The organism is Pantoea sp. ICBG 1758, assembly GCF_002928325.1.
Taxonomy (GTDB): Bacteria; Pseudomonadota; Gammaproteobacteria; order Enterobacterales; family Enterobacteriaceae; genus Pantoea; species Pantoea eucrina.
On sequence record NZ_POWL01000005.1, the window covers coordinates 20,215 to 41,379 of the forward strand.

At 58.3% G+C, this 21,165-nt stretch carries 22 protein-coding genes; 7 read left to right on the top strand and 15 right to left on the bottom strand.

From position 1 onward, the window contains the following. The first annotated feature begins 164 nt into the window (after nucleotides 1-164). The 3 genes from C1Y41_RS15915 to C1Y41_RS15925 all read left to right on the top strand — a co-directional run bounded on the left by C1Y41_RS15915 (nucleotide 165) and on the right by C1Y41_RS15925 (nucleotide 2,693). Nucleotides 165-1,001, top strand: a complete 837-nt coding sequence (locus C1Y41_RS15915) for a dienelactone hydrolase family protein (protein ID WP_104085850.1) — start codon at nucleotides 165-167, stop codon at nucleotides 999-1,001. A 180-nt stretch (nucleotides 1,002-1,181) separates the two neighbouring features. Further along, nucleotides 1,182-2,117 carry an HTH-type transcriptional regulator MetR gene (gene metR / locus C1Y41_RS15920; RefSeq protein WP_039381784.1) on the top strand — a complete coding sequence of 312 codons (936 nt, stop codon included), beginning with the start codon at nucleotides 1,182-1,184 and terminating at the stop codon, nucleotides 2,115-2,117. Nucleotides 2,118-2,210: 93 nt separating this feature from the next. Further along, nucleotides 2,211-2,693 carry a DUF1456 family protein gene (locus tag C1Y41_RS15925; protein WP_071668203.1) on the top strand — a complete coding sequence of 161 codons (483 nt, stop codon included), beginning with the start codon at nucleotides 2,211-2,213 and terminating at the stop codon, nucleotides 2,691-2,693. Nucleotides 2,694-2,731: 38 nt separating this feature from the next. On the opposite strand, the gene C1Y41_RS15930 is transcribed toward C1Y41_RS15925, so the two are convergent. Then, complete coding sequence (locus tag C1Y41_RS15930) at nucleotides 2,732-3,592, bottom strand: carboxylate/amino acid/amine transporter (RefSeq protein WP_039385681.1); 861 nt, start codon at nucleotides 3,590-3,592, stop codon at nucleotides 2,732-2,734. Between the two features lie 402 nt (nucleotides 3,593-3,994). On the opposite strand from C1Y41_RS15930, the gene glpT reads away from it, so the two are divergent. After that, a complete protein-coding gene (gene glpT / locus C1Y41_RS15935; RefSeq protein WP_071668204.1) occupies nucleotides 3,995-5,335 on the top strand; it encodes a glycerol-3-phosphate transporter in 1,341 nt (446 codons plus the stop codon). Between the two features lie 33 nt (nucleotides 5,336-5,368). Here glpT and yigL read toward each other — a convergent pair whose 3' ends face one another. Next, nucleotides 5,369-6,169, bottom strand: coding sequence for a sugar/pyridoxal phosphate phosphatase YigL (gene yigL / locus C1Y41_RS15940; protein ID WP_094111152.1), 801 nt, complete (start codon nucleotides 6,167-6,169; stop codon nucleotides 5,369-5,371). Between the two features lie 32 nt (nucleotides 6,170-6,201). Then, nucleotides 6,202-7,197: a lysophospholipase L2 gene (pldB, locus tag C1Y41_RS15945; RefSeq protein WP_104085851.1), complete on the bottom strand. Its 996-nt coding sequence runs from the start codon at nucleotides 7,195-7,197 to the stop codon at nucleotides 6,202-6,204. A 104-nt stretch (nucleotides 7,198-7,301) separates the two neighbouring features. Between pldB and rhtB the strand changes: the two genes are divergently transcribed. Then, the gene (gene rhtB / locus C1Y41_RS15950) at nucleotides 7,302-7,925 is read left to right on the top strand and encodes a homoserine/homoserine lactone efflux protein (protein WP_094111154.1); all 624 of its coding nucleotides are present in this window, start codon (nucleotides 7,302-7,304) and stop codon (nucleotides 7,923-7,925) included. 62 nt (nucleotides 7,926-7,987) lie between these two features. Here rhtB and rhtC read toward each other — a convergent pair whose 3' ends face one another. From rhtC to pldA, 3 genes are read right to left on the bottom strand one after another with little or no spacing between them, the layout of a single operon-like run. Continuing rightward, complete coding sequence (gene rhtC, locus C1Y41_RS15955) at nucleotides 7,988-8,611, bottom strand: threonine export protein RhtC (RefSeq protein ID WP_104085852.1); 624 nt, start codon at nucleotides 8,609-8,611, stop codon at nucleotides 7,988-7,990. A gap of 12 nt (nucleotides 8,612-8,623) precedes the next feature. Further along, complete coding sequence (gene recQ, locus C1Y41_RS15960) at nucleotides 8,624-10,450, bottom strand: ATP-dependent DNA helicase RecQ (protein ID WP_039381770.1); 1,827 nt, start codon at nucleotides 10,448-10,450, stop codon at nucleotides 8,624-8,626. A gap of 19 nt (nucleotides 10,451-10,469) precedes the next feature. Next, complete coding sequence (gene pldA, locus C1Y41_RS15965; protein ID WP_039381766.1) at nucleotides 10,470-11,348, bottom strand: phospholipase A; 879 nt, start codon at nucleotides 11,346-11,348, stop codon at nucleotides 10,470-10,472. Between the two features lie 166 nt (nucleotides 11,349-11,514). Here pldA and C1Y41_RS15970 point away from each other — a divergent pair, with 166 nt between their 5' ends. Both C1Y41_RS15970 and rarD read left to right on the top strand, forming a co-directional pair. Continuing rightward, nucleotides 11,515-11,985: a thioesterase family protein gene (locus tag C1Y41_RS15970; RefSeq protein WP_039381765.1), complete on the top strand. Its 471-nt coding sequence runs from the start codon at nucleotides 11,515-11,517 to the stop codon at nucleotides 11,983-11,985. A 41-nt stretch (nucleotides 11,986-12,026) separates the two neighbouring features. Then, a complete protein-coding gene (rarD, locus tag C1Y41_RS15975; RefSeq protein ID WP_104085853.1) occupies nucleotides 12,027-12,926 on the top strand; it encodes an EamA family transporter RarD in 900 nt (299 codons plus the stop codon). Here rarD and C1Y41_RS15980 read toward each other — a convergent pair. The 9 genes from C1Y41_RS15980 to C1Y41_RS16015 all read right to left on the bottom strand — a co-directional run bounded on the left by C1Y41_RS15980 (nucleotide 12,897) and on the right by C1Y41_RS16015 (nucleotide 21,132). Further along, a complete protein-coding gene (locus C1Y41_RS15980; RefSeq protein WP_039381762.1) occupies nucleotides 12,897-13,949 on the bottom strand; it encodes an AbrB family transcriptional regulator in 1,053 nt (350 codons plus the stop codon). The genes rarD and C1Y41_RS15980 overlap by 30 nt on opposite strands. Before the next feature lie 213 nt (nucleotides 13,950-14,162). Next, nucleotides 14,163-15,116 carry a magnesium/cobalt transporter CorA gene (gene corA, locus C1Y41_RS15985; RefSeq protein WP_039381760.1) on the bottom strand — a complete coding sequence of 318 codons (954 nt, stop codon included), beginning with the start codon at nucleotides 15,114-15,116 and terminating at the stop codon, nucleotides 14,163-14,165. Nucleotides 15,117-15,302: 186 nt separating this feature from the next. Continuing rightward, entirely contained in the window at nucleotides 15,303-15,356 is a 54-nt protein-coding gene (ysgD, locus tag C1Y41_RS20470) for a YsgD/CorL family protein (RefSeq protein WP_349919670.1), read from the bottom strand. A gap of 75 nt (nucleotides 15,357-15,431) precedes the next feature. After that, a complete protein-coding gene (gene uvrD, locus C1Y41_RS15990; protein ID WP_104085900.1) occupies nucleotides 15,432-17,594 on the bottom strand; it encodes a DNA helicase II in 2,163 nt (720 codons plus the stop codon). 167 nt (nucleotides 17,595-17,761) lie between these two features. Further along, on the bottom strand, nucleotides 17,762-18,478 hold the full coding sequence (gene yigB / locus C1Y41_RS15995) for a 5-amino-6-(5-phospho-D-ribitylamino)uracil phosphatase YigB (RefSeq protein WP_094111158.1): 717 nt from the start codon (nucleotides 18,476-18,478) through the stop codon (nucleotides 17,762-17,764). Then, complete coding sequence (xerC, locus tag C1Y41_RS16000; protein WP_104085854.1) at nucleotides 18,475-19,377, bottom strand: tyrosine recombinase XerC; 903 nt, start codon at nucleotides 19,375-19,377, stop codon at nucleotides 18,475-18,477. The genes yigB and xerC overlap by 4 nt, the downstream gene beginning before the upstream one ends. Then, nucleotides 19,374-20,078, bottom strand: a complete 705-nt coding sequence (locus C1Y41_RS16005; protein ID WP_104085855.1) for a DUF484 domain-containing protein — start codon at nucleotides 20,076-20,078, stop codon at nucleotides 19,374-19,376. Before C1Y41_RS16005 ends, xerC begins: the two co-directional genes overlap by 4 nt. Then, nucleotides 20,075-20,899 (bottom strand): diaminopimelate epimerase, encoded by an 825-nt coding sequence (dapF, locus tag C1Y41_RS16010; protein ID WP_094111175.1) that lies wholly within the window; start codon nucleotides 20,897-20,899, stop codon nucleotides 20,075-20,077. Before dapF ends, C1Y41_RS16005 begins: the two co-directional genes overlap by 4 nt. A 29-nt stretch (nucleotides 20,900-20,928) precedes the next feature. After that, complete coding sequence (locus tag C1Y41_RS16015; protein ID WP_039381747.1) at nucleotides 20,929-21,132, bottom strand: lipoprotein; 204 nt, start codon at nucleotides 21,130-21,132, stop codon at nucleotides 20,929-20,931. Between the last annotated feature and the right edge of the window lie 33 nt (nucleotides 21,133-21,165).

The window sequence follows — 21,165 nt, forward strand, 5'->3', positions numbered from 1 at the left end:
GCGCCGTTTCACACATTTATCCGGCATGGTGCTGCGTAAGCTTCAGCGGCAATGTTAATACAGAAGCCGCATCTGAGAATCTGTTCCTTTTACCCTGTAACCATCCGGCCATCATGACCAGGCTATAGTTACCTGATTGCGCACCTGCCAGCACGGAGAGAACCATGAAAACCACAGAAAATATGGCACAAGAATCGACCCCGGGTGGCTTCGCCTCAGCGGCGCAGCCCGCCGCCAGCAGCACAATCATTACCCAAAGCGATGCGATTCAGTGTGGCGAGACCTCAATTCCCAGCCAGGGGGAAAATCTGCCCGCCTGGTACGCACGACCTAAATCATTCAGCGGTACGCTGCCGGTGGTACTGGTGGTTCAGGAGATTTTCGGCGTACATGAGCATATCCGCGATCTGTGTCGCCGCCTGGCACTGGAGGGCTACCTCGCAGTGGCACCGGAACTCTATTTCCGCGAAGGCGATCCGCAGGAGTATCACGATATCCCGACGCTGCTCAGCGAGCTGGTGAGCAAAGTGCCCGACAGCCAGGTGCTTGCCGATCTCGATCATGCGGCAAACTGGGCTGCACGGCACGATGGCGATATTCGTCGTCTGGCGATTACCGGCTTCTGCTGGGGCGGGCGTATCAGCTGGCTGTTTGCCGCACACAATCCTCAGGTGCGTGCCGCAGCGGCGTGGTATGGCCGCCTGGAAGGAGAAAAAACGCTGAAGCAGCAGAAGCATCCGATTGATGTCGCCGTCGATCTGAACGCGCCGGTGCTCGGCCTGTATGGCGGGCAGGATGAGGGTATTCCGCTGGAGAGTATCGATAAAATGCGTCAGGCGCTGCATGCCGCCAATGCCAAAGCGGAAATTGTGGTCTATCCGGATGCCGGTCACGCGTTTAACGCCGATTATCGTCCAGGCTACCATGCAGAATCGGCCCGGGATGGCTGGCAGCGTATGCTGGCGTGGTTCAAACAGTATGGGGTAGCCCCCAGCGCATAACGTTATCCGGGGCGCTGAGGCGCCCTTTTTCATGCACGTTCTGCTTTTGACGCCCGCGTTTGCTGCCTCTGCGCACAGCAGCCCATCCCATTTAGCCATCCAGATGTTTACACCGCCACAATCTGCGGGTAGTGTATAGCTTACCGCGTTATTCGTTTTGTCCCGCTGTGAAGGATTCTCATGATCGAACTCAAACACCTGCGAACGCTGCAGGCGTTACACAACACCGGCTCGCTCGCCGCCGCTGCGGCGCAGCTGCACCAGACGCAGTCTGCCTTATCGCATCAGTTCAGCGATCTGGAGCAGCGCCTTGGCTTCCGGCTGTTTGTGCGTAAAAGCCAGCCGCTGCGCTTTACGCCGCAGGGTGAGATTTTACTGCAGCTGGCAGAGCAGGTACTGCCGCAGATCCAGCAGGCGCTGCAGGCGTGTCATGAGCCACAGCAGCAGGCCACACTGCGCATCGCTATTGAATGCCACAGCTGTATTCAGTGGCTGACGCCTGCGCTGAATAACTTCCGCAAAAGCTGGCCGCAGGTGGTGATGGATTTTAAATCCGGCGTCACCTTTGATCCGCAGCCGGCGCTGCAGCAGGGCGAGCTTGATGTGGTACTGACCTCAGATATTCTGCCGCGCAGCGGGCTGTTTTATACGCCGATGTTTGATTTTGAGATGCGGCTGGTGCTGGCACCCGATCATCCGCTGGCGCAGCGCACGCATATTACGCCGCAGGATTTCGCTGATGAAGTTCTGATGATCTACCCGGTACAGCGCCAGCGGCTGGATGTCTGGCGTCACTTTCTGCAGCCCGCCGGCGTCAGCCCGGCGCTGAAAAGCGTGGATAATACGCTGCTGCTGATTCAGATGGTTTCGGCGCAGATGGGGATCGCCGCCCTGCCGCACTGGGTGGTTGAGAACTTTGAAAAGCAGGGGCTGGTCGTCACCAAAACGCTGGGCGACGGTCTCTGGAGCCGGCTCTACGCCGCCGTACGCGAAGGCGAACAGCGTCAGCCGGTACTGGAAGCCTTTGTGCGCTTTGCCCGCCAGCACGCCTGCGATCACCTGCCGTTTGTGCGCGACGCTTCGCAGCCGGGCGCGGTATTACCCGGCGCATCCTGATGGTCCGGCGCGGCGTGCGCGCGCCGCGCTGTTATCCCCGCCCCGCCTGCACTATAATGCGCCGCCCTTACTGCATACCCGGAGAGTTTCACCATGACCAATAACGATGTTCTGCGCAGCGTGCGCTATATGCTCGATCTGAGCGATAGCAAAGTGGTGGAGATTTTTGCCCTTGCGGGAAGCGATGTGCCGCTGGAGGATGTGCAGGCCTGGCTGAAAAAAGAGGATGACGCCGCGTTTCGCAAACTGCCTGATGTACTGATGGGCTATTTCCTCAACGGCCTGATCTACTACCGGCGCGGTAAAAGCGACGATGCGCCGGCACCCTCTGTTGAACGCCGCATGAGCAATAACATCTTTCTGAAGAAACTGCGTATCGCGTTTGCGCTGAAAACCACTGATATTCCCGACATCCTGCTGAAAGCCAACTTCAAGGTTTCGCAGGGCGAAATCGGCGCTATCTTCCGCAATCCGGATCACAAGAACTACCGCGAATGTGGCGATCAAATCCTGCGTAATTTCCTGAAAGGATTAACGCTTATCCAGCGTCCGGGAACGCCGGCGAAGAAAAGCTGATCGCACGGCGCAGCCTGCAGGCTGCGCCCGCCACGTGCTCAGGCGTGACGCCTGCCGATCACCCAGCGTTTATGCACATAGAGTGAAGCGAAGATCACCGCAGCGCCCGCAATAAAGCTCGGCCAGTGCGGCTTCTCCTGCCAGATCGCCAGATTTACCAGCAGCCCCGCCGGAACATGCATATTGTTCATAATGCCCAGCGTGCCGGCATCCACCTGCGTGGCTCCATAGTTCCACATAAAATAGCCCAGCCCGGATGCGGCAACGCCCAGCCATATCAGCACGCTCCACTGCAGCGTGGTCGTGGGCAGCTTCTGCGGATTGCCCCACAGCGACCAGGCCAGCGCGGCAATCAGCACCGCTCCGAGATAGAACCAGGAGAACGCCGTATGCTGCGGCATGGGCCGCGTCTCCTGCAGCCGTTTGTATCCCACCATGCCGACAGCAAAGCAGAGATTCGCCGCCTGCACCAGCAGCAGACCCAGCCAGAAATGATCGCTGACTTTGTCATAGCGAATAATGGCTGCCCCCGCTACCGCCAGCAGCGCGCTGAAGGCGTAGCCGATGCGCAGCGGACGCCGGCTCAGCAGGTCATAAATCAGCGTAATATAGAGCGGCGTCATCACCGTAAACAGCAGGAACTCAGATACACTCAGGTAGAGATAGGCTTCAAAACTGAGCAGATACATAATGCCGAGCTGCAGCATTCCCACCAGCATATAAAGCAGCAGCGTTGATGCCCGGTAGCCGCGCCAGCGCAAAAACGGCAGAAAAACCAGCGCGGCCAGGCCCAGGCGCATCAACACGGAAAACCAGCTATCCACCTGGCCGGCCAGATATTCGCCGATCAGGCTAAAAGAAAAAGCCCACAATACAGTGGTGATAATAAGTAACAGCACGGCACACCATTCCCCGATAAACAGAGGCGCTAGTGTAATCAAACCTGCATGAACCAGCTGAATAATCTGGTTTACAACTGAGCATATTTTGCCCGCTTGTGACGGACAGCTGGCGATACGCGCTGGTCAGCTGTTACCTCCTGACACAGGCTCTGGTCAGAATGCGCATGAACACCGGCTTAAAACCTGGCAAAATGCGCGAAATCCAACATTTCCTGGTTTTTTTCGCTCCTGATTGTCATAAAACTGTAACATATGTGTCACACGTCACAGTAACGTGCAGCAACCATCTCTATCCTTTGCGCGATATGGAAACACCAGGTTTCCTTTGCGCTTATGCGTATTTCTGCCCCAACCTGCTGGGAAATTCATAACTATTCTGCGCCCCGGAGGGCCACACTCATGCTGAGTATTTTTAAACCTGCACCGCATCGGCCTCAGGTCGCTGACGATCGTGTTGATCCACTGTATCGCCGGCTGCGCTGGCAGATCTTCCTCGGGATCTTCTTCGGCTATGCGGCTTACTATCTGGTACGCAAAAACTTCGCGCTGGCGATGCCCTATCTGGTTGAACAGGGGTTCTCGCGCGGGGATTTAGGGTTTGCCCTCTCCGGCATCTCTATTGCGTACGGCTTTTCCAAATTTATCATGGGTTCTGTTTCCGATCGCTCAAACCCTCGCGTTTTTCTGCCGGCGGGCCTGATTCTTGCCGCCTCGGTCATGCTGTTTATGGGCTTCGTGCCCTGGGCGACCTCCAGCATTATGGTGATGTTTGTGCTGCTGTTCCTGTGTGGCTGGTTCCAGGGAATGGGCTGGCCGCCGTGTGGCCGCACCATGGTGCACTGGTGGTCACAGAAAGAGCGCGGCGGCATTGTTTCCGTGTGGAACTGCGCGCATAACGTCGGAGGCGGTATCCCGCCACTGCTGTTCCTGCTCGGTATGGCGTGGTTTAACGACTGGAAAGCGGCGCTCTATATGCCCGCGTTTGGCGCCATTCTGATCGCGCTGTTTGCGTTTGCCATGATGCGCGATACACCGCAATCATGCGGTCTGCCGCCGATTGAAGCGTGGAAAAATGACTATCCGCCTGATTACAGCGAGGACCATGAGCAGGAGCTGACCGCAAAGCAGATCTTTATGCAGTACATCCTGCCCAATAAGCTTCTGTGGTATATCGCGCTGGCAAACGTCTTTGTCTATCTGCTGCGCTACGGCATCCTCGACTGGTCGCCGACCTATCTGAAAGAGGTGAAACACTTTACGCTGGATAAATCCTCCTGGGCCTACTTCCTGTATGAGTATGCGGGCATTCCCGGTACGCTGCTGTGCGGCTGGATGTCAGACAAAGTGTTCAGAGGCAATCGCGGCGCGACCGGCGTGTTCTTTATGACGCTGGTGACAATCGCTACCGTGATCTACTGGCTTAACCCGCCGGGCAATCCGGGCATCGATATGCTCTGTATGATTGTGATTGGCTTTCTGATCTACGGCCCGGTGATGCTGATTGGCCTGCACGCGCTGGAACTGGCACCGAAGAAGGCCGCCGGCACCGCAGCGGGCTTTACCGGCCTGTTCGGTTATCTGGGTGGCTCCGTGGCAGCCAGCGCTATCGTTGGCTATACCGTTGATTTCTTCGGCTGGGATGGCGGGTTTATGGTGATGATCGCCGGCTCGGTGCTGGCAGTGGTGCTGCTGCTGCTCACCATGATCAACGAACATAAGCATAAGAAACAGCTCGGATAAGCGAGGCGGGCCGGGAGAGACCGGCCCGTTTTTTTACTCCAGAAAGAGTTTACGCAGCGTGTGCGGCACCGCATCGTCCGCATTGCTGCCAATGATCTCCAGCGACGGCAGCGTATCCTTCAGGCGCTGCTGACCGTTGTGCATAATGCACCCTTTACCGGCCATACTCAGCATCTCAACATCATTCATGCCATCGCCGAATGCGATGCACGCTTTCAGCGAATGCCCCAGCTGTTTTGCCACAGCCTCCAGCGCGTGCCCCTTCGACACGCCGCCCGCCATCACTTCCAGACAGGTTGGCAGCGAGAAACTGACGTTAACGCGATCGCCCCAGCGCGCTTCAATCGCCTGCTCCAGCGGCAGCAGACGAGCCGGATCGCTGCAGGTGAAGAAGACTTTGCTGATGCCATCGGTGGGCAATATTCCCGGCTCATAGAGCTGATACATAAACTCCGACTCCTGAAAATAGTCCTGCTCATCGGGATGGTGACGGTTCATAAACCACTCATCATCGCGATAAACATGGGTCAGGATGTTTTCATCCTGATATTTCAGGGCGTAAAGCTCGCTGGCGATATCGCCGTCAAGATTGTGGCTGAAAATCAGCTCGCCTGCGGCGTTATGCACGCGCGCGCCGTTGGAGGTGATCATATACGCCGGAATGCCAAGCTTGTCGCGCATCTGTCCCACGTCGATATGGTGGCGGCCGGTGGCAAAAACAAAATGGATATCACGCGCCACCAGCGCCTGCAGCGTGGTACGGGCAAACGGCGTCAGACGATGTTGCGGCGAGAGCAGCGTGCCATCCAGATCGGATGCAACGATGTGAAACATGGAAACCTCGGGTTGTAATAACGGAAATAACGTCAGCTGAGATGACGGGCAAAAAAATCCACGGTGGCATTGAGCGCTTCGGCGCGCATTGCATCTGATTCAAACAGAATTTCATGTCGCGCGCCTTCAATGACGCGCGGTGCGTTACCGTCACAGGGATGCCCGGCTGCCGCCAGCGCCTGGCAGAAGAGATCCTGTGAACGGTTGTCCACCACATCATCTTCACTCGCCTGCAGCAGCAGCAGCGGCGTGGTGATATTTGCCGCCTGACGCATGATATTGCGTCCGGCCTGCACGCCTTCACGCACCCAGTGATAGGTCGGACCGCCGACGCGAATAGCCGGATCGTCAGCATAAAAGCGCAGATTGCGTCGATAGCGCTCGCGGCTGTGCGTCAGGCGGTTAATGCCAAACGGATGCGCGCGCCAGCGTCCGGTACCAAGGGCGTATCCGTCGCGCAGCGCCGGCCGCTTCTCTGCCCAGTCAAGAATACGGTGCGCCAGAAAGGGCGGCAGCGGCAGCACAATGCCAAACATAGGTGCGCACAGCACCGCCGCATGAAATGCCCGCGGCTGCCGGGCCAGAAACAGCGCGACAATCGCACCGCCCATTGAGTGAGCGAGGACATAGCGCTGCTGATAATGCTGGCTGACAATCTCTTTCAGGTAGAGCGTCTCCAGATCGTCAACATAATCGCTGAACTCCACCACGTGTCCGCGGTGCGAATCTGCCAGCAGCCGCTCAGAGCGCCCCTGCCCGCGATGGTCAATAATCACCACATCGTAGCCGCAGTGAAACAGGTCGTATGCCAGCTCCGGGTATTTGATATAGCTTTCAATACGCCCCGGCACAATCAGGATCACGCGCGTGTGGTGTGGCGCAGTAAAACGTACATAGCGGAGAGTAAGATTGCCCGTTCCGGTGAACTCACACTCTTCCCGCTGCCGCCAGAAGTCGAGCAGCGGACCGGTAGCAAACGCCGCAAAAGCGCGTTCACGCCTGAGCCAGCTCTCTCTGTGATGCTGCATCTGCCCCTCCCGGAGAGTTCAGTTCGCCCTGCTGGTATGCCATAGCGCAGCGCAATTTTCTGGCGTATTGTGTCATACTTCGCTCGCTTCAGGGAATGTCACACATGACGACAGAATGGTGGTTAACCTACCTGCTTACCACAACCATCCTCAGCCTTTCACCAGGCTCAGGCGCTATCAATACCATGAGCACCGGTATCAGCCACGGCTATCGCGGTGCGGCCGTATCGATTACCGGCTTACAGCTCGGACTGGCGGTGCATATTGTGCTGGTGGGGGCCGGACTCGGCGCGCTATTTTCACAGTCGCTGCTGGCGTTTGAGATCCTCAAATGGGCCGGCGCTGCCTATCTGATCTGGCTGGGTATTCAGCAGTGGCGCGCCGCTGGCAGCCTCGACCTGAACGCCGTTGCCAAAGCGATGCCGCGCCGGCACCTGTTTCAGCGCGCGCTGCTGGTGAACCTGACCAACCCTAAAAGTATCGTGTTTCTCGCCGCGCTGTTTCCGCAGTTTATTCTGCCCCATCAGCCGCAGCTGATGCAGTATCTGATTCTCGGCGTGACCACGATTGTGGTCGATATCATCGTGATGATTGGCTACGCCACGCTGGCGACGCGCATTGCGGGCTGGATCAAAGGCCCGAGACAGATGAAGCTGCTGAACCGCATTTTTGGCGGATTGTTTATGGCGGTCGGCGCGCTGTTAGCCAGCGCGCGTAAAATAGCGTAATAAACGGCCGGGTGTGCAGTCAGCCACACCCGGCGCAGCGTCGCCGTTTCAGGCGACCGGGCCTAGCGCGAAATAATCAGGTGAATGCCAAAACCGGCAAACAGCACGCCCGCCATGCCATCCACCCACTTTGCCATGCGCTGATACTTCTCGCGCATCCACGGCAGGGCAAAGATAGCGGCCACCAGCGCAAACCATGCAAAGGTTTCCGCAATAATCAGCAGGAATAGCCCCCAGCGCGTCGCGGCACCGACATCATTACCGACAAACAGCGAAAAGACGCTGCCAAAATAGATAATGGCTTTGGGATTGGACAGGTTTGTCAGCAGCCCTTTCAGAAAGCTCATGCCGCGCTTCGGCAGCTCCACCTCGGGTGCATCACTCTGCGGCTGCTTATGGCGCTGACGCGCCGAGCGCAGCAGCTGCCAGCCCATCCACAGCAGATAGAGCCCGCCGCCCACCATGATAATTTCATGCAGCCATGCCATTTTGGCCAGCAGCAGGTGCAGCCCCATCAGCGCTACGCCCGCCCAGACAACAATGCCCAGCGTAATGCCCAGCACGCCCATCATCGCCTCTTTACGCGAGCGGCTGGCCGCAGTTTGCGACACAAAAAAGAAGTCAGGGCCGGGGCTCATCAGCGCAACCAGGTGCACCAGCGCGACGGTAGCAAATAATATCAGCATGCGTTTAGTCCTTTATTCGTCATTATCAAGATGTTCCCGGATCATCAGCAGGAACGGCTTACCAAAGCGCTCCAGCTTGCGATGCCCTACGCCGTTTACGCTCAGCATATCTGACGCGCTGACCGGCAACTGTTCCGCCATTTCAATCAGCGTGGCGTCATTAAACACCACGTAAGGCGGAATATTCTCTTCATCAGCTATCGCCTTGCGCAGCTTACGCAGCTTGGCAAACAGCTTGCGATCGTAGTTGCCGCCGTACACTTTTGGTGCACTGCTGCGGCTTTTCGCCGTCACGGTACGCGGTACCGCAAGCATCAGCGGTATTTCAGCGCGCAGTACCGGACGCGCGGCCTCGGTGAGCTGCAGCGCAGAGTGCATGGCGATATTTTGTGTCACCATGCCGAGGTGAATGAGCTGACGCAGTACGCTGATCCAGTGCTCCAGGCTCTGCTCGCGCCCCAGGCCATAGATCGGCAGTTTGTCGTGGCCGTTATCGCGAATACGCTGGCTGGCTGAGCCGCGCAATACTTCCACAATGTAGCTCATGCCAAAACGCTGGCCGGTACGGTAAATGCACGACAGCGCTTTCTGCCCGTCAACCAGCCCGTCATAGCGGCGGGGAGGATCGAGGCAGATATCACAGTTGCCGCAGGGCTGCTGACGCCCTTCGCCAAAGTAGTTCAGCAGTACCAGACGCCGGCAGGTTTGCGCTTCCGCAAACGCGCCCATCGCATTGAGCTTGTGACGCTCGATATCCTGCAGCGGCCCCGGGACTTTCTCTTCCAGGCATTTGCGTAGCCAGACCATATCCGCCGGATCGTAAAGCATCATCGCTTCAGCAGGCAGGCCATCGCGGCCGGCGCGGCCGGTCTCCTGATAGTAGGATTCGATGTTGCGCGGGATATCAAAATGCACCACAAAGCGTACGTTGGGTTTGTTGATCCCCATGCCAAACGCCACGGTAGCGACCACAATCTGCAGATCGTCGCGCTGAAACGCTTCCTGCACATGCGCGCGCTGTGCGCTGTCGATGCCGGCGTGATAGGCGCCCACGCTCAGACCACGGCTCTGCAGACGCGCGGCGGTATCTTCCACTTTTGCCCGGCTGTTGCAGTAGATAATGCCGCTTTTGCCGCGCTGCTCCTGTACGTAGCGCAGCAGCTGATCGGTGGGTTTAAACTTCTCCACCAGGGTATAGCGAATGTTAGGACGATCAAAGCTGCTGACCTGAATCAGCGGATCGCGCATCTGCAGCAAATGAACAATGTCGTTACGCGTGGTTTCATCGGCCGTGGCGGTCAGCGCCATCACCGGCAACTGCGGAAAGCGCTGCCTCAGCTGCCCGAGTGCGCCATACTCCGGCCGGAAGTCATGCCCCCACTGCGAAATACAGTGCGCTTCATCGACGGCCAGCATCACCGGATTCCAGTGCTGCAGCCCCTCGAGGAAGTTGTCCATCATCAACCGTTCCGGAGCGATGTAGAGCAGTTTGAGCTTCCCGGTACGGCAATCGGCAAAAACCTGCTGCTGCTGTTCGCGCGTCTGCGTCGAGTTAAGACACGCCGCCGCCACGCCGTTGGCCAGCAGCTGATCAACCTGATCTTTCATCAGTGAAATCAGCGGGGAGACCACCAGTGTCAGCCCGTCCTGCACCAGCGCCGGGATCTGATAACAGATCGATTTGCCGCCGCCGGTCGGCATGACGACCAGACAGTCGCGCCCCGAGAGCGCTGACTCGATAATGGATTGCTGACCCGGACGAAACTGCTGATAGCCGAAGGTGTCATGTAACACCTGCTGCGCCAGCGTTTCCTGATTGTGCACTGCCGAAATTGCCACGGTAATCCTGTTTTACTGATTAGAACAGATCGTTAAGCGTTACGCCCACGCCTAAACGGGTCTGACGGTGGTTATAGTCGATAAGCGATTCGCCATAGCCGCTGAACAGCTGCGTATAAAAGCGAACGTGTTCAGTGAGAGGATAGCTCCAGGCGAAGGTTGCGCCGCCGTAGCCGCTGTTCCAGTTATAGTTGCCTTCCACGCTGAAAATGCTGTCGCCCATCATATAGCCGAGCTTCGCGCGGTAATAACCCATGTATTTGGTAATGTCCGGGTTATCGTCATTGCTGGCGCTTTCCGGCAGACGATACCAGGGCTTGATCTCCGCAAGGAAGTTGCCGTTTTCTGCCATCAGGCGGGCGTAAAGGCGGTTCCAGCTGCGGGAAGTGGGATCGCTGCGACCATTGGACTGATGATTAACGCCCAGCTCCACATCGCGCAGCGTCCAGCCTGCCAGTGAGTAGTCCGTTGCCCAGCCCAGAAACAGCTGTGGCTCATAGTTCGTTTCGCGGAAGGGTGACGACGCGCCGCGATTCGACAGCTGCCACCATGAACGCTGAGTATACGAGGCGGCCAGTACTGAGTTATCACCTAAAATGCCGCGCCACAGCGGAAACGCCAGGCTGAGCTGGAATTTTACTTCATCTTTTTTCGCTTTGTCTGCCCAGTTGTAAGAGGAAATCGCCTCTTTATTCATGTCGCTGGTGTAGGTGTAAAGCAGGTAGTTGTTTTCATAGGGGTAAAGCACAAACGGATTGTCATGCTTTTCCAGCAGATTTGCGATCACGCTCCCCTTCACCGCAGGTGCGTCGTGAATATTTTTAATCGTGGCTTCATCTGCCTGCGCCAGTGCAGGAACGGTTAATGCCGCGGCCAGCATGACGTATTGCTTACGCATAGTGTTCTCCAGTGCGCTGCGTGGGAAGGTTTTCAGGGCGGTGGTACAAAAAGCAGGCCATTCTACACGCAAAGCGGGGCGTTGATCAGCGCCGATTTCTGAAACTGGAAAGCAGCGCGGGAGCAGCATAATATACACAACTTCTTAACATCTTAAGGCCGTAACTATGTCATCTCCGATGCTGACTCAGCAGGACGCACGCCAGCTGATTGGTGAAATTTTTGTTTATCATATGCCGTTTAATCAGGCGCTGGGCCTGGAACTGGAACACCTTGATGCTGATACGGTCCGGCTGGCATTTGCCAATAAAACCATGCTGGTAGGCAACGCCGCACAGCAAATCCTGCATGGCGGCGTGATTGCCTCAGTACTGGATGTTACCGCCGGGCTGGTTTGCGTCAGCCATGCGCTGACGCGGCAGGAGAGCATCAGCGAAGAGGAGCTGCGGCAGCGGCTGGCGCGAATGGGCACTATCGATCTGCGGGTTGATTATCTGCGCCCGGGCCGCGGCGAGCGTTTTATCGCTACCGGCACTCTGCTGCGTGCCGGTAATAAAGTCGCCGTGGCGCGCGTTGAACTGCATAATGAGCAGCACGATTATATCGCTACGGCCACCGCCACCTACCTGATTGGTTAACCCACGCAGCGCAACCGGTGCGCCGCCTTATGGACAATACAATGGACAGCCAGCAAACGCGGGAGGGCATTTTTTATGCGCTCGGCGCTTATTTTATCTGGGGCGTTGCTCCGGCCTACTTCAAACTGGTCAGGGCAGTGCCGCCCGCCGAAATCATGACCCATCGGGTGATCTGGTCCGTGCTGTTTATGCTGATCCTGATCACGCTGAGCCGCAGCTGGAAGCAGGTGCGCCAGGTGGCCGCTCAGCCGAAAAAAGTTCTGCTGCTGGCGCTGACCGCCGTCACCGTCGGCGGCAACTGGCTGCTGTTTATCTGGGCGGTCAATAATCAGCATATGCTGGAGGCGAGCCTCGGCTACTTTATCAATCCGCTGATTAATGTGGTGTTGGGTATGCTGTTTCTGCGTGAGCGCTTTCGCCGTCTGCAGTGGCTGGCGGTTGTGCTGGCGGCGGCGGGCGTACTGGTGCAGCTGTGGCAGTTTGGCTCGCTGCCGGTAATTGCGCTGGGGCTGGCGCTGAGCTTTGCGCTGTATGGTCTGGTGCGGAAAAAGATCCAGGTTGATGCACAAAGCGGCATGCTGATCGAGACGCTGTGGCTGTTCCCGCTGGCGGCGATCTATCTGTTTGGTATTGCCGACAGCGCGACCAGTCATCTCAGCGCCAATCCGCTCAGCCTCAATCTGATGCTGGTGACCGCCGGCGTGCTGACCACCATTCCGCTGATGCTGTTTGCCGCAGCCTGCGCGCGTCTGCGCCTCTCAACCGTGGGCTTTTTCCAGTATCTTGGCCCGACGCTGATGTTTCTGCTGGCGGTACTGTTTTATGGCGAGCGCCTCACCCCCGATAAGCTGGTCACCTTTGGCTTTATCTGGCTGGCGCTGGCGGTGTTTATTTTTGACGCCGTACTCTTCTCAGCCCGCACGCGGATGCGCAAAGCGTGAGATAAAGCGCGCCAGTGCCGGGCCGGTGAGCAGAATGGTAAACAGACGCAGCGTCTGCAGCGCCATAACAAACGCCATATCGACCCGGCTGCCGGCGGCGATAATAGCGACGGTATCCAGCCCGCCCGGGCTGGTAGCCAGATAGGCGGTCATCAGGTCAATATGCAATACCCGCGTCAGCATCCATGCCAGCGCCGCACACAGCACCATCAGCCCGAGGATTGAGGCGAGCATCTGCGGCAGCGTCCGCAGCGCCAGCAGGAAAATCGGGCGCGTAAAGCGCAGTCCGACGCTCCAGCCAATCAGCGCATAGGCCAGCGCCAGCAGCCACTCCGGCACCTGCAACGTCGCGATTTCGCTCCCCTGCAGCGTGGCCCCAGTCAGCGCCGGCAGCAGCAGCGCACCGGAGGGGATCCGCAGGCGCTGCCCGAGCCAGGCACCGGCGATCATCACCACCAGCGTCAGCAAAAAACCGTGGCCGAGCGCCGGAAACCAGATTAGTCCGGTCGCACCGCCGCTGGTATCCAGACCAATACGCGCCACTACCGCCGCCGCCGTGGCGACGAACAGCACGCGCAGATACTGCATAAACGCGACCAGCCGCACGTCAGCCCCGAAATCCCCCGCCATCGCCACCATCGCCGAGGCGCCGCCGGGCGACGATCCCCAGGCACCGGTAGGCCCCGGCAGGTTACTGAAGCGCACCAGCAGAAAACCTGAGAGACCGCTGGCGGCCAGCGTAAGGATCAATACCGCCAGCACCACCGGCCAGTCGTTTAATAAGGGGGTCAGTATGGCGGGCGACAGGCTCTGAGCGATCATGCAGCCCAGCACCGCCTGCGCCAGAATAAACAGCCGCTTATCGATGCGCAGCGTTGCGCCGCTGAGTCCCATTACGGTTCCGGTAATCATCGGGCCAAGCAGCAGCGCAGCAGGCAGGTGAAGCAGCTGGAGAGCAACGCCCAGCGTCAAAGATGCAACCACCAGCAGCATCCATTGTAAGCGGAGAGAGTAGTGTGACATGAGCAAAATCAGACAAAGATAAGAGTTCAACAGGTTACGCAGGTTGCGCCCCCGGAGCCAGCGCAAATCGTTTTTTAATCAGCAGGCGGGGGCGATGTTTGACCAGGGCGCCATGAATGGCGCCCCTACAGAAATGTAGGGGGCGCATTTATGCGCCCCTGGCGTCAGACGGGTGCGGTGTTCAACCAGGGCGCCATGAATGGCACCCCACGATCACAGCCAGTTTTTGCGTTTGAAATAGAGATAAGGTGCCAGGCCTGCCAGCATCATCAGGCAGATTGCGCCAGGATAGCCGAAGCTCCATTTTAGCTCAGGCATAAACTCAAAGTTCATACCATAGCTGGAAGCCACCAGCGTTGGCGGCAGGAACACCACCGAGACCACCGAGAAGATCTTGATAATGCGGTTCTGTTCGATATTGATAAAGCCCATCGCCGCCTGCATCAGAAAGTTGACCTTCTGGAACAGGGATTCATTGTGCGGCAGCAGCGATTCAATATCGCGCAGGATCTCACGTGCCTGCTCCAGCTGGTTACCTGGCAGGCGCGCCTTACGCACAAGGAAATTGAGCGCACGCTGCGTATCCATCAGGCAGAGACGGACTTTCCAGCCGATATCTTCCAGCTCGGCGAGACGCGACAGCGCCTCGTCATACTCTTCACCCTGCTGGCCTTCCATAATCACGCGGCTCAACTTCTCCAGCGCGCTATAGATATTTTCAATCTCATCCGCCAGCTGCTCAATTTTGGTCTCGAACAGATCCAGCAGCAGCTCGTAAGCGTTGCCGTCGGTCAGCTGCTGATTGCGGGCGCGCATGCGGTAAAGGCGAAAGGCTGGCAGCTCGCGCTCGCGCAGCGTATAGAGGCGATCTTCGCGGATTGTAAAGGCCACGGTGGAGTTGCCGGCGTGATCTTCAGCATCCTCAAAGAAAAAGAACGAGTGGATATGCAGGCCATCTTCATCTTCAAAGAAGCGCGCCGAGGCTTCAATATCTTCCAGCTCCGGACGCGTTGCCAGGCTCTGTCCCAGCTCTGACTGCACGCGCTCGCGCTCGCTGTCATCCGGCTCGATGAGATCGACCCATACCGACGTGTTGAGTTTATCGTTGTTGTCTTCCAGCTCGATGCGCGTCAGGCGATCGCGCTCGAGTTTAAATGCGCTCAGCATAGCAATACTCCCCATTGCAGACCAAATGGGACAGGGCGGTGCCCGTCACGTCCGAAACGTAACGGACACGGCAAAGCCTTAACGCGGAAACTTTCGCTTCAGGGTGTGATCAGTGCTGACTCATGCGACGGATAAGCAAAGGAGGTCGCGGATAACCTTTAAGGCTACCTGCGTAAAGAGGTAGCCTTAGATATTCCTGCTAAACAGGATGTTGAGCCAGCATCGACTGGGCGCGTCCAAGGCATTGTCCTCTCATGATAATAGTGCGCGCATGTTACGCTGAGACGAAAAAGTCGTCAAGGTAGCGCAGCCGCGCTACATCGCCTCCAGCCGCGCATACGCGGCGACCAGCCACTTAATGCCCTGCCCCTGGAAAGCGACCTGCAGGCGACTGTGCTCGCCGCTGCCTTCCAGATTAATAATGGTGCCTTCGCCAAACTTCGCGTGGCGCACCCGCTGACCCAGGGTAAAGCCGCTGTCGCTTTTGCTGGTGGGCGTGCCCATGCGCTGATGGCTGACCGGACGGCTGACGCTGGCGCGCAGGCGCACTTCCTCCACGCACTCTTCCGGCAGTTCGCCAATAAAGCGCGACGGGCGATGATAGACTTCCTTGCCGTAAAGCCGCCGCGTCTCGGCGTAGGTGAGCGTCAGCTTGACCATCGCCCGGGTGACGCCAACATAGGCCAGCCGCCGCTCCTCCTCCAGACGCCCGCCCTCATCCAGCGACATCTGGCTCGGGAACATGCCCTCTTCCATGCCGACAATAAAGACCTGAGTAAACTCCAGCCCTTTTGCCGAGTGTAGCGTCATCAGCTGTACGGCATCCTGCCATTTATCCGCCTGACCTTCGCCCGCCTCCAGCGCGGCGTGCGATAGAAACGCCTGCAGCGGCATCAAATCTTCATCTTCATCCTGATAGCTGAACTGGCGGGTGGCCGTGACCAGCTCCTCTAAGTTCTCGATACGCGCCTGGCCTTTTTCGCCTTTTTCCTGCTCATACATCAGCCACAGACCGGAATCTTTAATCACGCGATCGGTCTGCACATGCAGCGGCATCTCTGCGGTTTCATGCGCCAGCGCATCAACCAGTTCGCAGAAGCGATGCAGTGCCGACGCCGCCCGGCCCGCCAGGGCCCGGTTCTGCAGCAGTTCCCGCGTAGCCTGCCACAGCGTCAGCTGTTTTTCGCGCGCCGTCTGCCGTACCACATCCAGCGTTCTGTCGCCCACGCCGCGCGTCGGCGTATTGACCACGCGTTCAAACGCGGCGTCGTCGTTGCGGTTGGCGATCAGGCGCAGATAGGCGAGCGCATCTTTGATCTCCTGGCGTTCAAAGAAGCGCATACCGCCATAAATACGGTAGGGCATGCTGGCCTGCAGCAGCGCCTCTTCCAGCACGCGCGACTGGGCGTTACTGCGATAGAGAATCGCGCAATCCTGCAGCGCATTGCCGTTCTCATGCCAGGTTTTAATGCGGTTAACCACAAAGCGCGCTTCATCCAGCTCGTTAAACGCGCAGTAGATTGAAATCTTTTCGCCGTCGCTGCCGTCGGTCCAGAGCTCTTTTCCAAGCCGCCCGCTGTTGTTGGCGATCAGGGCATTGGCAGATTTCAGGATATGGTTGGTGGAGCGGTAGTTCTGCTCCAGGCGGATAGTTTCCGCCCCGGGAAAGTCCTGCAGGAAGCGCTGGATATTTTCAACCTGCGCGCCGCGCCAGCCGTAGATGGACTGATCGTCATCGCCGACAATAATTACCCGGCTGCTGTCGCCCGCCAGCATGCGGATCCACGCATACTGAATGTTGTTGGTGTCCTGAAACTCATCGACCAGAATATTGCTAAAGCGCTCGCGATAATGATTCAGGATCTGAGGCTTATGCAGCCACAGCTCATGCGCGCGCAGCAGCAGCTCGGCAAAATCGACCAGGCCGGCGCGATCGCACGCCTCCTGATAGGCCTGATAAATACGCAGCCACGTCTGCTCAACCGGATTGTTGTAGCTTTCGATATGTTTTGGCCGCAGGCCCTCATCTTTCTTGCCGTTGATGTACCACATGCCCTGCCGTGCCGGCCACTGCTTATCATCCAGATTCATTGACTTAATCAGACGCTTCAGCAGCCGCAGCTGATCTTCGCTGTCGAGGATCTGAAAATCCTGCGGCAGTCCGGCATCCAGATGGTGCGCCCGCAGCAGGCGATGCGCCAGGCCATGGAATGTGCCAATCCACATGCCGCCCTGTCCGCTGCCAATCAGCTGATCGATACGATGACGCATCTCAGCCGCCGCTTTATTGGTGAAGGTGACCGCCATGATGGAGTATGGCGAGCAGTTCTCCACCGACAGCAGCCAGGCGATGCGGTGCACCAGCACACGGGTTTTGCCGCTGCCTGCTCCGGCCAGCACCAGCAGATTGCTGCGCGGTGCGGCAACCGCCTCACGCTGTTTGTCATTCAAGCCGTCGAGCAGATCAGAAACGTCCATAAGCACCGTTTTTAAAGAATAGAGTTGCGTACCCTGAGTCATTCGTCCTGCAGCGATGCTGCAGATCTCTGAATGGTCGCGCGCTTACGCAGGTAAGTCGCCAGAGTGAACCGGCACAGCCCGTAAAGCCGTGCGCCGGAGGATACGACTGGATAAATTTACAGCCATTATAGCAGTGAGGTCAGGGATGCCAACCGATGAATTTCAACGTGCGGCAGCAGACGGGCGTCATCAATCTGCATCAGATTGCCACTGTTCAGGTTGATCCAGCACGCCTGCAGGCCGGCGCGCAGCGCGCCTGCAACATCGGTGGTCAGGTCATCGCCAACGTGCAGGATCGCCTCCGGCGCAATAGCAAGACGCTCCGCCGCGAGATGATACATATCCTGCCACGGCTTGGCGCGACCGTGCGGACCGGCACGCAGCGTAAACTGAAAGTAGTGCTGAATGCCGAGCTTTTTCGGATCGGCATTGCCGTTGGTGATCGCCACCAGCGGCACGCGCTCGCCGAGCCAGCGCAGCGTCTGGTGCGTCTCTTCCGGCATCACAACCTGACTGCGCCAGTGGTGAAAGGTGCGCATCACCTCTCCTGCGCCCGCGGCAGCGTCGGCGGCCGGCAGGCCAATATTCAGTAACGCCAGCTCCACCGAACGGCGGCGCCACTCTGAGACGTCATGATAAATATCGGGTTCGCGCGCCAGCAGCTCATCACGCAGCTGCTGATAATCGGCCGGTGTGAATTCACGCAGCGCCGGGTGAAACGCCTGCAGCGCCGCATGCGTCTCCTGCGCGGTCTTACGGATCACCGGGCGGTTGTCATACAGCGTATCATCCAGATCGAAGGTCAGCGCCTTAACCGGATGCAGGGAGCGGTAAAACTTCATTCTGATTTTCCTCGTTTGGCACGCGGATGCGCGGCATCGTAGACCGAGGCCAGATGCTGGAAATCGAGATGGGTATAGATCTGGGTGGTCGAGAGATTGGCATGCCCGAGCAGCTCCTGCACCGCGCGCAGGTCGCCGCTTGACTCCAGCAGGTGGGTGGCGAAAGAGTGGCGCAGCTTATGCGGATGAATATGGCTGGCCACGCCCTGCTTGATGCCCCACTCGGCAAACCGCTTCTGCACGTTGCGCGCGGAAATCCGGCTGCCGCGCGAAGAGACAAACAGCGCATCATCCTGCGGAGCAAAACTGTCGCGCAGCGCCAGCCAGTGCTGCAGCCAGGTCACCGCCGTTGCGCCAACCGGCACGCGCCGCTCTTTACTGCCTTTACCCAGCACCTGGACTTCACCCGACTCCGCATCAAGATCGCGGCAGTTGATCCCGACCAGCTCGCTGAGACGCAGGCCGCCGCCATACATGGTTTCAAGCATTGCGCGATCGCGCACCGCCAGCGGGTCATTAAGGTCAATCTCCAGCAGCTGCGTGACTTCATCCACGTCCATATTCTTTGGCAGATGGCGGGCGTTACGCGGCGTGGCGATACCTTTCGCCGGATTTGCGCTCAGCATGCCCTGGCTGACCTGCCAGTCGAGAAAGCTGCGCAGGGCAGACATCCGCAGCGCCAGACTGCTCGCCTGCAGGCCATCGCGCCGGCTGCGCGCCGCCAGACTGCGCACCTGCGTCGGCTCCAGCTTTGACCATTCGGTTAACTGCATGCTTTCCGCGAGAGTCACAAGCGCCAGCAGCTGGCGACGATAGTTTTTCTGCGTCAGCGGGCTGAGCTGACGTTCAACCTGCAGGTAGCGCAGAAAGGCGTCGACTGCGGGCAGCAGCGTACTCATATGCGCTCGATCCAGCGCGCCAGCAGCGCCGGCAGCATCTGGGCCAGGTGCTGCAGTAAGAGTGTCCCCATGCCGGCCTGATAGTGCTGGTTGTCGCGGCTGCTGAAGATGACGACGCCCGCTTCACCCCGCTCGCCCAGCAGCGACATCGCAACCGAGCCGACGGCTTTCGCCTGCGGCAGCAGCAGCAGCAGCTCCGGCCCGTTCAGGCTGCCAAGATAGTGCTGCTGCTGACCAAAACGCTGAATACGCAGCGGCTCAAACGCCTGTCGCGCCAGACCCAGCTGGATAAAATCAGAGGGTGCGCCGAGGCGCCATTGATCGCTGAACAGCCGCACATTGGCGCCCGCCAGACCCAGCTCGCGCGCCCAGCGCTGCAGGCGGTTCAGCATCTCCTGCAGGCTGTCAGCGGCAGCGAGATGTCCCTGCAGCGCCAGCAGGCGATCGAACAGCTGATGATTGGCGTTGGCCTGCTCCATCAGCAGCGTGATCTCCTCCTCGAGCTGACGGATGTGGTTGCGCTGGCGCGCCATATGCCACTCTACCAGTGAGACGCTACCGCGCACCGCGTGCGGCACCGCCATCTGTTCAACCTGACGTGCGTTGCGGATGAAAAAATCGGGGTTCTGCTGCAGATAAGCGCTGACGGCGCGATCGTCAAGCTGCACCGCGCTGTCAGTCTGCTCTTCCGGGTATTTCATAAATGGATAAATCCGTCATAAACGTGGGTGGCGGGTCCGGTCATATATAGCGGCTGTCCGGCCCCCTTCCAGGCGATATGCAGCGTCCCGCCGGGCAGATCGACACGCACTTTTTCTGCCAGCAGCCCCTGCTGAATACCACAGGCTACCGCTGCACAGGCGCCGCTGCCGCACGCCTGGGTTTCGCCGGCTCCGCGCTCATAAACGCGCAGGCGTACGTGCTCACGGCTGACCACTTCCATAAAGCCGACGTTAACGCGTTCCGGGAAGCGCTCGTGACTCTCCAGCGCCGGCCCCAGCGTCTCAACGGCTGCAGTTATCACGCTCTCCACCTGAATCACACAGTGCGGATTACCCATTGAGACGGCACCAAACATCACGGTCTGCTCAGCGACGCGCTGCAGATAGAGATTCTCCGCCTTGTTAGCGCGCAGCGGCACACGCTGCGGATCAAAATCAGGCTCGCCCATATTGACCCGTACCAGCTCATCGCTGGTCACGCTCAGCACCATACGTCCGGTTTGGGTGCTGACGCGAATGTCATTTTTATTGGTCAGCCCTTTGAGGCGCACAAAGCGGGCGAAACAGCGCGCGCCGTTGCCACACTGCGCCACTTCACTGCCGTCAGCGTTAAATATGCGATAGTGAAAGTCGAGATCCGGATCGTAGGGTGGCTCTACGATCAGCAGCTGATCAAAGCCGATCCCCAGATGCCGATCCGCCAGGCGGCGAATCAATTCCGGCGAAAAAAAGACGTTTTGTGTCACTGCATCCACGACCATAAAGTCGTTGCCGAGACCGTGCATTTTCGAGAACTGCATTTTCTGCTCCGCCGGATTACTCATTAAATTTAGTTTGACTGTACGCCTGATGAGCTGCCGGTGACCAGGCCCCCGGTATCCGCCTGCTGAGCGGCCTGCTGCTGCTGTTCTGTCGGCTTGTCATTCTGCTGCGGCTTATCCGCGGGCGGGAAGTATAACGGGCCTTTCAGGCCGCAGCCTGCCAGGCTGACCAGCATCAGCGCCATGCCCAACTGGCTTATGACTCGTCTCATTTTATCTGCTCGTATTGTCCAATTCTCAGCTGC